The sequence below is a fragment of the Candidatus Pelagibacter sp. HIMB109 genome (assembly GCF_052048155.1).
In the GTDB taxonomy this organism is placed as follows: domain Bacteria; phylum Pseudomonadota; class Alphaproteobacteria; order Pelagibacterales; family Pelagibacteraceae; genus HIMB114.
This window is the reverse complement of the sequence record NZ_JBNAIK010000001.1, coordinates 130,620-145,944: the sequence shown is the minus strand read 5'-3', so window position 1 is coordinate 145,944 and position 15,325 is coordinate 130,620. Positions and strand designations below refer to the sequence as shown.

The following is a 15,325-nucleotide window of genomic DNA, read 5'->3' as shown; positions in this document are numbered from 1 at the left end:
ACATATTGTGATTTTGAATAATTTTTATTTTCAGTTAGATTAATCTTTATGAAATTCGAAAGTCCTTTGTCTCCACACTTACAAGTTTATAAATGGCAGTTGTCATCTCTACTATCCATTACACATAGAATGACGTCTATATTTAACTTAATGGGTATGATGTTTTTTGCATTGTGGATCTTCATGCTTTTTTTGGGAGAGGATGTTTATAAATATTTTGAAATTTTTTCTGCCACAGTTATCGGTAAGTTTATTTTTGTGGGCATAACTTGGTCTTTTTCTTATCATTTATTAAATGGTATCAGGCATTTATTTTGGGACATGGGCTATGGTTATGAAATCAAAACAGCAAATTTAAGTGGTATTTTAGTGCTATTATCATCGTTTATTTTAACTTTTTTGGTTTGGGTGTTTTAATGAATCACGTTGTTTCAAAATGGTTATTACAAAGAGTGGCAGCAGTTATTTTATTACCATTTTTAATTTGGTTTTTATTTCATTTTGATAATTTAATGGCATTTAGTTATTCAGATGCAGTGATGTTTTTAAATAATAAGATTTATGTAGGCATATTAAGTTTGATATTTCTTTTAGCATTTTTTCATATGAGAATTGGAATGGGAGAAATATTCGAAGATTATATTCATAATGAAAAAGTAAAAAAAATAGCTAGTGGTTTAATATTATTAATTTCTTTAATAATTCCTATTGCCGCTATCTCAGCAATGGTTATATTAGGATTATGAGTTACGACGTAATTAATCATGAATACGATGTAGTTGTAGTGGGTGCGGGAGGCTCAGGTCTTAGAGCTGCCGTTGGTTTGTCTGAGGCTGGTTTAAAAACTGCATGTGTTTCAAAAGTATTTCCAACAAGAAGTCATACAGCAGCAGCACAAGGTGGGATTTCAGCTGCTCTAGGAAATATGTGTGAAGATGATTGGCGATGGCATATGTATGACACTGTAAAAGGTGCTGATTGGCTTGGCGATCAAGATGCAATTGAATTTTTATGTAAGGAAGCGCCTCAAGCAGTTATCGAACTAGAAAAATATGGAGTTCCATTTAGTAGAACTGAAGAAGGTAAAATTTATCAAAGACCATTTGGCGGAATGACAAAGAACTACGGAAACGGTGTGGTTCAAAGAACTTGTGCGGCAGCAGATCGAACAGGTCACGCTATACTTCATACTCTTTATGGACAAGCTCTTAAAAGAGACACTGAGTTTTTCATTGAATATTTTGCGCTTGATTTAATTATGGAAAATGGAAAGTGCCAAGGGATTATTGCATGGAATTTACAAGATGGAACTATTCATCGCTTTAGATCAAAGATGGTCATACTTGCAACAGGTGGTTACGGAAGAGCTTATTTTTCAGCAACTTCTGCTCATACTTGTACAGGTGATGGTGGTGGAATGGTACTTAGAGCAGGACTTCCTTTGCAAGATATGGAGTTCGTTCAGTTTCACCCAACAGGAATTTATGGTGCTGGATGTTTAATTACGGAAGGCAGTAGAGGCGAAGGTGGCTTTTTAGTAAATTCAGAAGGTGAGAGATTTATGGAAAGATATGCTCCTTCAGCAAAAGATCTCGCTTCCAGAGATGTTGTTTCAAGATCAATGACAATTGAAATTAATGAAGGCAGAGGTGTTGGAAAAAATAAAGATCATATTTTTTTACACTTAAATCATTTAGATGCTAAAATCTTAAAAGAAAGATTACCTGGTATATCAGAATCCGCAAAAGTTTTTGCCGGAGTTGATGTTACAAAAGAGCCAATACCAGTATTACCTACGGTTCATTATAATATGGGCGGAATTCCCACTAATTATTTTGGTGAAGTTTTAACTAAAGACGCAAATGGTTCAGATACTATTGTTGATGGCTTAATGGCTGTTGGTGAAGCTGCGTGTGTTTCAGTACATGGAGCAAACCGTTTAGGTTCAAATTCTTTAATTGATCTTGTGGTGTTTGGTAAGGCTGCAGCGGTAAGAGCTGCTGAAAAAGTAAAGCCTAATTCTAAACATGAAGATATTTCAGATGCAGAAACTCAAAAATGTTTGGATCGATTTGATAAAATGCGAAATGCTGATGGCGATACACCAACTGCAATTTTAAGAGACAAAATGCAAAGAACTATGCAAAGTAAATGTGCGGTCTTTAGAACTGACAAGACATTAAAAGAGGGTTTAAATGAAATTCAAGAGCCTTGGCAAGGATTAAATAATATCTCTATCAAAGATAGATCTTTAATTTTTAACACCGATTTAGTCGAAGCGTTAGAATTTGATAATTTAATTAGACAGTCACAGGTGACCGTTGCTTCTGCTGAGAATAGAAAAGAAAGCAGAGGAGCTCACTCTAGAGAAGATTTTAAAGAAAGAGATGATGAGAATTGGATGAAACATACTTTAGCATGGCATGAAGATGGAAAGGTAAATCTAAATTATAGAGATGTTCATAATTATACTTTAACCAATGATGTTCAATATTTCCCTCCGAAAGCAAGAGTATACTAGTTATGGTACAGTTTAATCTTCCAAAAAATTCAAAAATAAAAAAAGGCAACTATTTTAAATCAGATTCTGATTCAAAAAATATTAAAAAAGTAAATGTCTACAGATGGGATCCAGACAAAGATGAAAACCCTCGCGTAGATACTTACGAAGTAGATATGGATAATTGCGGTCCAATGGTTTTAGATGCGTTAATAAAAATTAAAAATGAAATTGATTCAACTGTAACCTTTAGAAGATCATGTCGGGAAGGTATCTGTGGATCTTGTGCAATGAATATTGATGGATCAAATACACTTGCATGCACAAAGTCAGCCAAAGAGATTGATGGTGATATTAATATTTATCCATTGCCTCATATGCCAGTAATTAAAGATTTGGTTCCAAACTTAAAGCAACTTTATAAGCAATATCAATCCGTTGAACCTTGGATGCAATCAAGCAAAAGTTTAAACGGAACAGAAAGCCTACAAACTGTTGAAGATCGATCTAAATTAGACGGTTTATATGAATGTATTTTGTGTGCATGTTGTGCAACTTCATGTCCTAGTTACTGGTGGAATGGAGATAAATATTTAGGTCCAGCAGTTTTATTACAAGCTTATCGATGGATCGTTGATAGTCGAGATGAGGAAAGACAAAAAAGATTAAAAAAAGTAGCTGATGAATTAAAGTTATTTAGGTGCCATACTATTATGAACTGCACAAATGCCTGCCCAAAAGGATTGAATCCAGCTAAAGCAATTGGTTCTATTAAAAAAATGCTGGTGACTGAAAAGTCAGCATAGTAATATTAAAATTATGAAAAATATTTTCCACTTTGTGGATGGAAAAGAGTTTAAAGGTGAAAGCAAAAGATTAGCTGATGTTTTTAATCCAGCAACTGGTGAAGTGCAGGCCAAGGTTAATTTGGCATCAAAATCTGATGTTGATGCAGCAATAAAAGTTGCATCACAGGCTTTTCCAGAATGGGCAGATACTCCACCAATTACGAGGGCAAGAATATTATTTAAATTTAAGGAACTGATCGAAAAAAATTCAGATGAACTAACTAAGCTTATAGTTGCTGAACATGGAAAAGTTTATGACGATGCAAAAGGTTCATTAACACGAGGCTTAGAAGTTGTTGAATTTGCTTGTGGTATCCCTCATCTTTTAAAAGGAGAGTTTACGGAAAATGTTGGACGAGGAGTAGATAGCTGGTCTATGAGACAACCTTTGGGAGTTTGCGCTGGTATTACACCATTTAATTTTCCAGCTATGGTTCCAATGTGGATGTTTCCAGTGGCTATAGCATGTGGAAATACTTTTATATTAAAACCATCAGAGAAAGACCCAAGTTGTTCAATGATGCTAGCTGACTTATTAAAACAAGCAGGTTTACCTGACGGAGTATTTAATGTTGTGAATGGTGACAAGGAATCTGTTGATGCACTTTTAGAGCACAAGGATGTAGCTGCAGTTAGTTTTGTAGGATCAACAGGAATAGCAAAATATATTTATGAAAATGCAGCAAAATTTGAAAAAAGAGTTCAAGCATTAGGCGGGGCAAAAAATCATTGTGTAGTTATGCCAGACTCTGATCTTGATCAAGCAGTTAATGGATTAATGGGAGCTGCATATGGTTCTGCTGGTGAAAGATGTATGGCTCAGTCAGTAGCAGTTGCCGTTGGAAATGTAGGTGACGAGTTAGTAAAAAGACTTTCTCAAAAAGTTGAAGCTTTAAAAGTTGGACCAGGTATGGACAAAACATCTGAAATGGGACCACTGGTAACCAAAGAACATTTAGATAAAGTCAGAAGCTATGTAGATCTAGGCATTGAAGAAGGCGCAAAACTAGTTGTTGATGGTAGAAACTTAAAATTACAAGGATATGAAAATGGGTTTTATATTGGAGGATGCTTATTTGATCATGTAACTGAAAATATGAGAATTTATAAAGAAGAGATTTTTGGTCCAGTTCTATCTGTTGTGAGAGTTAAAGATTTTAACACTGCTGTTGATTTAATAAATAATCATGAATATGGAAACGGAACATCTATTTTCACTAGAGATGGAGACAGTGCTAGAACTTTTACAAACAAAATTAAAGTGGGAATGGTAGGAGTTAACATACCAATACCAGTTCCAATGGCATTTCATAGCTTTGGCGGGTGGAAGCGCTCTTTATTTGGCGACCAGCATATGCATGGACCTGAAGGAGTAAGATTTTATACAAAATTAAAAACTATTACTTCAAGATGGCCTTCAGGAATAAAAGATAATCCTGAATTTACAATGCCAACAATGAAATAAAGATTTCTAATTTTTTAACATTTTTTTAAAAATTGGTTTATAGTTAATTTATGAGCATTACACGTGTTGGTTTTGTCGGCTGGAGAGGAATGGTTGGTTCTGTTTTAATTAACAGAATGATCGAAGAAGGCGATTTTAAAAAGATTAAAGAGCCAGTTTTTTTTAGCACTTCGCAGTCCGGCAAAGAAGGTCCTGATATTGGAAAAGGTAAAAATTTTTTACAAGATGCTTTCGATATTGAGTCTCTAAAAAAAATGGATGTCATTTTAACTTGTCAAGGTAGCGATTACACAAAAAAAATTTTTAAAGATTTAAGAAATAATGGATGGAAAGGTTTTTGGATTGATGCCGCATCCAGTTTAAGAATGGAAGAGTCGAGTACAATTGTATTAGATCCTATTAATAAAAACCTTATTGAAGACGCATTAAAAAAAGGAAAAAAAGAATTTATTGGTGGAAACTGCACTATTAGCTGTATGTTGATGGGTGTTGGGGGGTTGTTTAAAAGTGGTTTGGTAGAATGGGCAACTTCTATGACTTATCAGGCCGCCTCGGGAGGAGGAGCTCAAAATATGAGAGAGTTACTTAATCAGATGGGCCACTTACATAATGGCGCGAAAGATCTTTTAAAAGATCCAGCTTCTGAAATTTTAGAAATTGATAAGCAGGTTCGTAGTGAAATGAATTCTAAAAAATTTCCCATTGATTATTTTGGAGTGCCGCTGGCAGGTAGCTTAATACCATGGATTGATTCAAAATTAGATAATGGCCAGTCCAGAGAAGAGTGGAAAGCTTTTGCTGAAACTAACAAAATTTTAGGAAATTCAAAACCTGTACCAATTGATGGAACTTGTGTAAGAGTAGGTGCAATGCGTTCTCATAGTGCGGCATTAACCATAAAACTTAATAAGAATTTACCGTTAAATGAAATTGAAAATATTATTGAACAAACCAGCGAATGGACCAAGTTAATCCCAAATGAAAAAGAAATTACAATTAAAGAATTGAGCCCAGCAAAAGTAAGTGGCTCATTAACCATTCCTGTTGGTAGAGTAAGAAAATTAAATATTGGCAATGACTATCTTAACGTGTTTACCGTCGGTGACCAATTATTATGGGGAGCTGCTGAACCTTTAAGAAGAATGTTAAATATAGTTTTGCATCATTAAACTTCATAGAAATATACATTTTTACTGCTTCAATTTAGTCTTTGATTTTTATTATCCATTAAATATATATCCCGCATGAAAAAGATTTCTCTTATAGGTGCTGGTCAAATAGGTGGAACTTTAGCCCACCTTATTGGGTTGAAAGAACTTGCTAATGAAGTTGTTCTTTTTGATGTTGCCGAAGGTGTTGCAAAAGGAAAAGCTTTAGATATTGCCCAATCATCCGCAATAGATGGTTTTGATGTTAATTTTGTAGGAACAAATAATTATGATGATACAAAAAACTCTGATGTTGTAATTATAACTGCTGGCATTCCAAGAAAACCTGGAATGACTAGAGATGATTTATTAGGTACTAATTTGAAAATTATTAAACAAGTTGGAGAAGGAATTGCAAAATCATCTCCTAATGCTTTTGTTATTTGTATTACAAATCCTCTAGATGTTATTGTGATGGCCTTGCAAAAATACTCTGGGCTTCCAAAAAACAAAGTTGTGGGCATGGCTGGCGTGTTAGATACATCAAGATTTAAATTATTTTTATCAAAAGAGCTTAATGTACCTATTAAAAAGATAGACTCTTTCGTTCTTGGTGGGCATGGAGATACAATGGTTCCTGTTCCAAATAGGACTACAGTAGATGGTAAAAATTTAATGAATTTTATTAAAGATGGAAAATTGTCAAAAGAAAAATTAGACTCTATTATTGATAGAACTAGAAAAGGTGGTGCGGAAATCGTTAAATTTTTAGGAAATGGTTCCGCTTTTTATGCACCAGCTGCCTCTGCTATTGATATGGCAGAATCATATTTAAAAGATCAAAAGAAAACATTGCCTTGTGCAGTTTATTTAGAAAATAAATATGGAGTGAGTGATCTTTATGCAGGTGTACCGGCAGTTATTGGATCAAATGGTATTGAAAAAGTAATTGAGTTAGATTTAGATGAAGAGGAGAAAAAGAACTTTGATATTTCAATTGCGGCAGTTAATGAATTATTAGATGCTGCAAAAAATATCGATCCGTCTTTAAAATAAAAATTGAATATTCACGAGCATCAAGCAAAAGAAATTTTAAAAAAATTTGGAGCACCAGTTCCAAATGGTTGTCCAGTATTTAGTTTAGATGAATTAGAAGCGGAAGCAAAAAAAATTACTACAAATAAAATTGTTTTAAAGGCCCAAATCCATGCGGGCGGTAGAGGAAAAGCTGGGGGCGTAAAGTTAGTAAATAATTTAGATGAATTAAAAAAAGAAGCTAAAGAGCTGTTTGGAAAGGTGCTAGTTACTCATCAAACAGGTCCGCAAGGCAGAGAAGTTAAAAGGTTATATTTAGAAGACGCCTCTGAAATTGATCAGGAGTTTTATCTATCTTGTCTTGTAGATAGAGCTACTTCAAAAATAGCTTTTATTTCCAGTGCAGAAGGAGGAATGGATATTGAAGAGGTAGCAGCTAAAACACCTGAAAAAATTATCACTACACGTGTTGGCATCGAAGATAAAGTGAATGATAAAGATGTATTAGATATTTTAAAACCATTCAATCTTGATGGAAACGCTTTAGAAGATGGAAAAAAAATTGTTCAAGCATTGTATCAGTCATTAATTAAAACTGATGCAAACTTAATTGAAGTAAATCCATTAATCTTAACCAAAGATAATAAAGTTATATGCTTGGACGCTAAAATTAATTTTGACGACAATGCTTTATTTAGACATCCTGAAATCTTAGAATTAAGAGATCTAAATGAAGAAGACCCAATGGAAATTGAGGCTAGCAAGTATGATTTAGCTTATATTAAATTAGATGGTCAAATTGGATGCATGGTTAACGGTGCGGGCTTAGCGATGGCGACAATGGATATTATTAACCTTTATGGATCTGAGCCAGCAAACTTTTTAGATGTTGGCGGTGGTGCCTCAAAAGAAAAAGTTACAGCAGCATTTAAAATTATTTTATCAGATAAAAATGTAAAAGGGATTTTAATTAATATTTTTGGAGGAATAATGAGATGCGATGTAATTGCTGAAGGTGTAATTGCAGCTGCAAAAGAGACAGAATTAAATATTCCTTTAGTTGTAAGATTGGCTGGTACAAATTTTGAAAAGGGGAAAGAAATATTAAATAATTCTGGTTTAAAAATTATTCCTGCAGATGATTTAAATGATGCTGCTAAAAAAATAGTAGAGGCTATTAAATAAATGTCAGTACTCGTTAATAAAGATACAAAATTGATATGCCAAGGTTTTACTGGTGCAAATGGTACGTTCCATTCTGAACAAGCTTTAGCCTATGGTACAAATTTAGTTGGCGGTGTTACACCAAAAAAAGGTGGTCAGGTTCATCTAGGAAAACCAGTTTTTAATACTGTTAAAGAAGCAGTTGACGAAACAGGGGCAGATGCAACAATGATTTATGTTCCAGCTAAATTTGCAGCATCGGCAATTATTGAAGCCATAGATGCAAAAATTCCTTTGATTGTATGTATCACTGAAGGAATACCAATTCTTGATATGATTAAAGTTAAAGAAAAATTACAAGATTCTAACTCAAGATTAATAGGACCAAACTGTCCGGGTATTATAACTCCTGAAGAATGTAAGATTGGTATTATGCCAGGACATATTCATAAAAAAGGAACTGTTGGTATTGTATCAAGATCTGGAACTTTAACTTATGAGGCGGTAGCTCAAACAACAGCAGAAGGTTTAGGCCAATCAACGTGTATTGGTATTGGTGGCGATCCAGTTAATGGAACTAACTTTATTGATTGCTTGGATCTATTTTTAAAAGACGAAAAAACTGAGTCTATTATTATGATTGGTGAAATTGGTGGATCTGCAGAAGAAGAAGCTGCTGAATTTTTAAAGAATAATCCAATAAAAAAGCCAACGGTTGGATTTATTGCAGGCATTACTGCTCCTCCAGGAAGAAGAATGGGTCATGCTGGTGCTATCATCGCAGGAGGAAAAGGTGGCGCTAAAGACAAGATTAAAACTATGCAATCTTGTGGCATAACTGTTACAGACTCCCCAGCTGATATTGGAAAAACATTGAAATCAGTATTAAATGGTTGATATAATACCAATTAATAATGTCAGCTTCTAAAAATAAAATATTTGAAACTACTTCTTTCTTAAGCAAATCGAATTCTTCTTATATAGAATTGATGTATGAGAAATATAGTAACAGCCCAGATAATGTTCCTGAAAGCTGGAGACAATATTTTGAAGGAATTAATGATAATCAAGATTTAGTAAAAAAAGAGGTTTTTGGAGCATCATGGACACCAAAAAAACTTAAACATACTTCTGATGTTGATCCAGATATTTATGAAAAATTTATTCCAGAAAACTTAAATTATTCCCTCGAGAGCAAAATTGTCAAAGAGAAACCGCAAAGCTCTTCAAGTGATATCGAAAGCAGTACCAAAGATTCTGTTAGGGCTATAATGATGATTAGAGCTTATCGTATTAGAGGACACCTTCAATCTGAGCTTGATCCTTTGGAATTAACAAAAAAAGAATATGCACCAGAACTTGATCCCAAAACTTATGGATTTACTGATTCAGATATGAATAAAAAAATCTTTTTAGATGAAGTGCTAGGATTGAAGTATGCCACTTTGAAAGAAATATTAGATATTCTTAAAAGAACTTATTGTTCAAATATAGGTTTTGAATTTATGCATATGAATGATCCAGAGGAAAAAAGCTGGATACAAGCTCGTGTAGAAGGAAAAGATAAAGAGATACATTTTACCGAAAGAGGAAAAAAAGCAATATTGAATAGATTAATAGAAGCCGAAGGCTTTGAAAAATATCTTGCAAAAAAATATGTTGGAACCAAAAGATTTGGATTGGATGGATGCGAGTCTCTTATTCCAGCAATGGAGCAGATTATTAAAAGAGGAGGCGCATTAGGTTGTAAGGAAGTAAAAATTGGTATGCCTCACAGAGGAAGATTAAACATACTTACAAATGTGATTCAAAAACCATTAAAAAAAATTTTTAAAGAGTTTGGTGGAGATCCTGGAATAGCAAGTGGTGGAGTATCTGGTGATGTAAAATATCACTTAGGAGCATCTGCAAATAGAGAGTTTGATGGAAATTTAGTTCATGTGAGTTTAACAGCAAATCCTTCGCATTTAGAAGCTGTAAATCCTGTAGTGTTAGGTCAAACAAGAGCAAAACAAGATTTTCATAAAGATAAAGATAGGAAGCAAGTAATACCAATTTTACTTCATGGAGACGCGGCTTTTGCAGGACAGGGTATTGTAGCTGAGTGTTTTGCTATGTCAGGGTTAACAGGTCATAATATTGGTGGAACTATTCATATTATTGTGAATAATCAAATTGGATTTACTACACAGCCTGAATTTTCAAGATCTTCGCCTTACCCATCAGAAGTAGCTAAAATGGTTCAAGCTCCAATATTTCATGTTAACGGAGATGATCCTGAAGCAGTCACTTACTGCGCAAAGATTGCAACAGAGTATAGACAAAAATTTAACAGAGATGTTGTTATAGATATTTTTTGTTATAGAAAATTTGGACATAATGAAGGTGATGAGCCATCATTTACTCAGCCATTAATGTACAAAAAAATCAAAAAACATGAATCTACTTTGTCAAAATATTCAAAACAATTAATTGATGAAGGTAGTATATCTGAAGAATATTTTAAAAATGAATTAGCAAATTATCAAAAAATATTAGATGAAGAATTTGAAGCTTCTAAAAATTATAAATCAAATGAGTTTGATTGGTTCACTGGAGTATGGTCAAAATTTACTTCTGAATTAGGACAAGATAGAAGAGGTATTACTGGTGTTGATATTGAAAAAATAAAAACATTAGGGAGAAAATTAAGTACAATTCCTACAACATTTAATCCTCACAAAACAATATCCAGGATATTTGAAAATAGATTAAACATGCTTGAAACAGGAAAAGAAATCGATTGGGCGCTTGCTGAAACACTGGCATTGGGGACTATTTCTGATGAGGGTTATGGAGTTAGATTAGTTGGACAAGATTCTGTAAGAGGAACTTTCAGCCATAGGCATGCAGGTATAAATGATCAAAAAACTGGCGAAAGGTATTATCCGATCAAAAACCTATCTTCAAATCAAGGAAAAGTAGAAATTATAGATAGTTTATTATCTGAAATGGGAGTTTTGGGTTTTGAATATGGTTACTCTTTAACAGATCCTGATACGTTGGTTTTATGGGAAGCTCAATTTGGAGATTTTGCAAATGGCGCTCAGGTAATTTTTGATCAATTTATAAGTTCTGGAGAAAAAAAATGGACTCGTGCTAGTGGACTTGTAATGCTTTTACCTCATGGATACGAAGGTCAAGGACCTGAACATTCTTCGGCTAGAGTCGAAAGATATTTACAGGCATGTGCTCAAGAAAATATTCAAGTAGTAAATTGTACAACACCAGCAAATTATTTTCATGCACTAAGAAGGCAGCTTCATCGCCCTTTCAGAAAACCATTAGTAATATTCACACCAAAATCATTATTGAGACACAAAAGGTGTATTTCTGAAATTGAAGATTTTACAAAAGAAAATTCATTTCATAGGGTGCTTTCAGATAAAGCAGAATACTCTCAATACAATATGATACCATTGGCAAAGGATGAAGAAATTGAGAAAGTTATTTTGTGTACTGGTAAGATTTATTATGATTTAGTTGATGAAAGAGAAAAGCAAAAAGCAAACAAAGTTCAACTAGTTAGAATTGAACAACTTTATCCTTTCCCAGCTAAAACCTTGGCAAGGCATTTGAATAGATTTTCAAATGCAAAAAGTTTCGTATGGTGTCAAGAAGAGCCTCAAAACATGGGCTGCTGGAATCATGTTGAGCGATATATAAATCGTACTTTAGAGTATATAAATGTAAAGTCTAAAACATTAAAATATACTGGGAGGAAGCCATCAGCTTCACCAGCAAGTGGCTACCTCAAAAAACATCTTGCCCAACAGCAAGAAATTGTTACAACAGCGATTACAATATAATGAGTACCCCAATCTTAGTTCCTACACTTGGAGAATCTGTTACAGAGGCCACAGTTGCAAAGTGGATTAAAAAAACTGGAGACAATGTAAATGAGGATGAGCCATTAGTTGAGCTTGAAACAGATAAAGTTAGTGTTGAAGTAACTTCACCAACATCAGGAGTGTTATCTGAGATAAGTATTAAAGAAGGAGAAACAGTTGGAGTGGGTACAAAACTTGGAGAGATTGGTGAAGCAGGATCGGTTTCTGCTGCCCCAGTAAAAAAAGAAGAAAATAAAGTTAAAGAAATTAAAAAAGAAGAAATATCAGATATATCAAAAAAAGAAGAATTAATTTTGGAGAAAGAAGCCCCTCAAAAAGAAGCGGCAAAAGTTGTTCCAATTAACTTAGAGAAAAAATCAGTTGACCCATCTCCTGCAGCAAAAAGAGTAATTGTAGAAAATAATTTAGATGTTTCAAGTATTCAAGGGACGGGAAAAAGAGGTCAAATTTTAAAAAGCGATTTGATTGGATTAATGGGAGTAAACCCTGGTTTAGATAAAAAATTCCAAGACAAAGGTCCTGAAGAGCGAGTTAAAATGTCAAGGCTAAGGGCAACAATTGCTAAAAGGCTTAAGGAAGCACAAAATACTGCAGCAATGTTGACGACTTTTAACGAAGTAGACATGTCAATGATAATGCAAATTAGAAAGGATAACAAAGAGGAGTTTGAAAAAATTTATGGTGTAAAACTTGGCTTTATGTCCTTTTTTGTAAAAGCATGTGTAAATGCATTGCAAACATTTCCAGCAGTGAATGCAGAGATTCAAGGCGAGGAAATAGTATATAAAAATTATTATAATATTGGAGTGGCTGTTGGTACTGACAAAGGTTTGGTTGTGCCAGTAGTTAGAAGTGCAGATCAAATGTCATTTGCTGATATTGAAAAAGAAATTATTAATCTTGGTGGCAAGGCTAGGGATGGTCAATTATCTATTGAAGAACTTCAAGGTGGAACATTTACAATTACAAATGGCGGCATTTATGGCTCAATGTTATCAACACCAATTTTAAACCCGCCCCAGTCAGGTGTTTTAGGGATGCATAATATAGTCCAGAGACCAATTGTAATTAATGGAAAAATAGAAATTCGTCCAATGATGTATTTGGCTTTATCATACGATCATAGGATTATTGATGGCAAAGAAGCAGTTTCTTTTTTAGTACGTGTTAAAGAAATTTTAGAAGATCCAAGAAGATTATTTTTAAATTTATAATGGAAAATTTTGATGTAATTGTAATCGGTGGTGGTCCAGGCGGATATGTATGTGCAATTCGTGCGGCACAACTAGGACACAAAACAGCATGTATTGAGTCGAGAGGTTCTCTTGGTGGGACATGTTTGAATGTAGGATGCATACCTTCAAAATCATTACTTCATTCCGCAGAGATGTTTCATAAAGCTAATAAAGAATTTGATAAAATTGGAATTACGACTAATGGCTTATCTTTAGATGTATCTAAGATGATGAGTCATAAGTTGAAAACTGTAGACGGATTAACAAAAGGTATAGAGTTTTTGTTTAAAAAAAATAAAGTTACATACATTAAAGGACACGGTAGTTTTGCATCAAATAATACAGTAAATATAAAAAATTCAGACGGATCTGATAGCCAAGTAACAGGCAAACACATAATTATAGCTACAGGATCATCTGTAGCTACATTACCAAATATAAATATTGATGAAAAAGTTATAGTATCATCAACTGGTGCCTTAGCATTAGAAAAAGTCCCAAATAAAATGGTTGTGATTGGTGGTGGAGTTATTGGTCTTGAGCTTGGATCTGCATGGATGAAATTAGGTGCTGATGTAGAAGTTGTTGAGTATATGGATCATATTCTTCCAGGAATGGATAGGGAAGTTTCAGATAGCTTTCATAAAATTTTAAAAAGACAAGGAATGAAATTTAATCTTTCATCAAAAGTTAATAAAGTTAATAGTGATGGGTCAAAAGCCACTATAGAGTTTGAAAAAGATGGTTCAAATAATATTTTAGAGGCAGACGTGGTATTAGTTTGTGTTGGTCGAAAGGCTAATACAGACAGCCTTGGGCTAGAAAATGTAAATATTGAAAAAGATGAAAAAGGAAGAGTAAAGATTGATAAGCATTTTAAAACAAATGTTGAAAACGTATATGCAATTGGTGATGTTGTAGTTGGACCGATGTTAGCTCACAAAGCCGAGGAAGAAGGTATTGCTGTAGCTGAGATGATTTCAGGTAAATATGGACATGTAAATTATGATGTAATTCCTGGGGTAGTTTATACACATCCAGAAGTTGCTTCTGTTGGAAAAACTGAAGAGGAATTGAAACAAGTTTCAATTGAATACAAGGTAGGAAAATTTCCTTTTATGGCAAATTCAAAAGCTAAAGTTAATGATGAAGCTGATGGATTTGTAAAAATATTAGCTGATAAAAAAACTGATAAAGTTTTAGGTGTTCACATTGTAGGTCCTGATGCAGGAAATCTAATTGCTGAACTTGCATTAGCTATGGAGTTTGGTGCAAGCTCTGAAGATATTGCTAGAACGTGTCATGCGCATCCTACTTTAACAGAGGCTGTTAAGGAAGCTGCGTTAGCAGTAGATAAAAGACCAATCCATATGTAATTAACTAATCTTTTGATTAGTGCTATTCCAATCATCTAAAAAAATTTTCAATCCTTTATCAGTAAGTTCATGCTTATACATTTCATGAAATACTTTAGGAGGTATTGTTGCAATATCTGATCCAGCTTTTGCAACTTCTTTTACATGATCAACGTTTCTGATTGATGCAGATAAAATTTTTGTTTTTAAATCCTTATAATTATCAAATACTTTTCTAATATCTTGTATTAAACCAACTCCACTTTTTCCAATATCATCGAGACGTCCAATAAAAGGCGATACATATGTTGCCCCACTTTTGGCTGCCATTAATGCTTGAGTGACAGAAAAACATAAGGTTACATTTGTTTTAATTCCTTTTGCTGAAAGTTCTTTACAGGCTTTCAAACCCTCAAAAGTTAGTGGAAGTTTGATTACTATATTTTTTGCAATTTTTTTTAAAATTTTAGCTTCTTTAAGCATTCCTTCACAATCTACTGCAGTTACTTCTGCGCTTACAGGGCCTTTGATTTCGTTACATATTTCTTTTAAGATTGTTTTTATATTTTTATTTTGTTTTGCAATTAATGAAGGATTTGTTGTAATTCCATCCACTAATTTTGTTTTATTAATTTCTTTGATTTCTTTAATATCTGAAGAGTCTATGTATATTTTCATAAATAAA

General features: G+C 33.6%; 13 protein-coding genes. 12 read left to right on the top strand and 1 reads right to left on the bottom strand.

Annotated features, from left to right (window positions below; genetic code table 11):
- Nucleotides 1-48 precede the first annotated feature (48 nt).
- The 12 genes from sdhC to lpdA all read left to right on the top strand — a co-directional run bounded on the left by sdhC (nt 49) and on the right by lpdA (nt 14,661).
- Nucleotides 49-417, top strand: coding sequence for a succinate dehydrogenase, cytochrome b556 subunit (gene sdhC, locus ACTTAQ_RS00920; RefSeq protein WP_440694730.1), 369 nt, complete (start codon nt 49-51; stop codon nt 415-417).
- Nucleotides 417-746, top strand: a complete 330-nt coding sequence (gene sdhD / locus ACTTAQ_RS00915; RefSeq protein WP_440694729.1) for a succinate dehydrogenase, hydrophobic membrane anchor protein — start codon at nt 417-419, stop codon at nt 744-746. Before sdhC ends, sdhD begins: the two co-directional genes overlap by 1 nt.
- Complete coding sequence (gene sdhA / locus ACTTAQ_RS00910; protein WP_440694727.1) at nt 743-2,521, top strand: succinate dehydrogenase flavoprotein subunit; 1,779 nt, start codon at nt 743-745, stop codon at nt 2,519-2,521. The genes sdhD and sdhA overlap by 4 nt, the downstream gene beginning before the upstream one ends.
- Before the next feature lie 2 nt (nt 2,522-2,523).
- Nucleotides 2,524-3,306 carry a succinate dehydrogenase iron-sulfur subunit gene (locus ACTTAQ_RS00905; protein WP_440694725.1) on the top strand — a complete coding sequence of 261 codons (783 nt, stop codon included), beginning with the start codon at nt 2,524-2,526 and terminating at the stop codon, nt 3,304-3,306.
- 13 nt (nt 3,307-3,319) lie between these two features.
- Entirely contained in the window at nt 3,320-4,813 is a 1,494-nt protein-coding gene (locus ACTTAQ_RS00900) for a CoA-acylating methylmalonate-semialdehyde dehydrogenase (RefSeq protein WP_440694723.1), read from the top strand.
- Nucleotides 4,814-4,863: 50 nt separating this feature from the next.
- A complete protein-coding gene (gene asd / locus ACTTAQ_RS00895) occupies nt 4,864-5,982 on the top strand; it encodes an aspartate-semialdehyde dehydrogenase (protein ID WP_440694721.1) in 1,119 nt (372 codons plus the stop codon).
- A 75-nt stretch (nt 5,983-6,057) separates the two neighbouring features.
- Nucleotides 6,058-7,017 (top strand): malate dehydrogenase, encoded by a 960-nt coding sequence (gene mdh / locus ACTTAQ_RS00890; protein ID WP_440694720.1) that lies wholly within the window; start codon nt 6,058-6,060, stop codon nt 7,015-7,017.
- Nucleotides 7,018-7,020: 3 nt separating this feature from the next.
- On the top strand, nt 7,021-8,181 hold the full coding sequence (gene sucC / locus ACTTAQ_RS00885) for an ADP-forming succinate--CoA ligase subunit beta (protein ID WP_440694718.1): 1,161 nt from the start codon (nt 7,021-7,023) through the stop codon (nt 8,179-8,181).
- Nucleotides 8,182-9,057 carry a succinate--CoA ligase subunit alpha gene (gene sucD, locus ACTTAQ_RS00880; RefSeq protein ID WP_440679221.1) on the top strand — a complete coding sequence of 292 codons (876 nt, stop codon included), beginning with the start codon at nt 8,182-8,184 and terminating at the stop codon, nt 9,055-9,057.
- Between the two features lie 17 nt (nt 9,058-9,074).
- Complete coding sequence (locus ACTTAQ_RS00875; RefSeq protein ID WP_440694717.1) at nt 9,075-12,008, top strand: 2-oxoglutarate dehydrogenase E1 component; 2,934 nt, start codon at nt 9,075-9,077, stop codon at nt 12,006-12,008.
- On the top strand, nt 12,008-13,264 hold the full coding sequence (gene odhB, locus ACTTAQ_RS00870; protein ID WP_440694715.1) for a 2-oxoglutarate dehydrogenase complex dihydrolipoyllysine-residue succinyltransferase: 1,257 nt from the start codon (nt 12,008-12,010) through the stop codon (nt 13,262-13,264). Before ACTTAQ_RS00875 ends, odhB begins: the two co-directional genes overlap by 1 nt.
- Nucleotides 13,264-14,661: a dihydrolipoyl dehydrogenase gene (gene lpdA / locus ACTTAQ_RS00865; RefSeq protein WP_440694713.1), complete on the top strand. Its 1,398-nt coding sequence runs from the start codon at nt 13,264-13,266 to the stop codon at nt 14,659-14,661. The genes odhB and lpdA overlap by 1 nt, the downstream gene beginning before the upstream one ends.
- Here lpdA and fsa read toward each other — a convergent pair whose 3' ends face one another.
- On the bottom strand, nt 14,662-15,318 hold the full coding sequence (fsa, locus tag ACTTAQ_RS00860) for a fructose-6-phosphate aldolase (protein WP_440694711.1): 657 nt from the start codon (nt 15,316-15,318) through the stop codon (nt 14,662-14,664).
- Nucleotides 15,319-15,325: the final 7 nt, after the last annotated feature.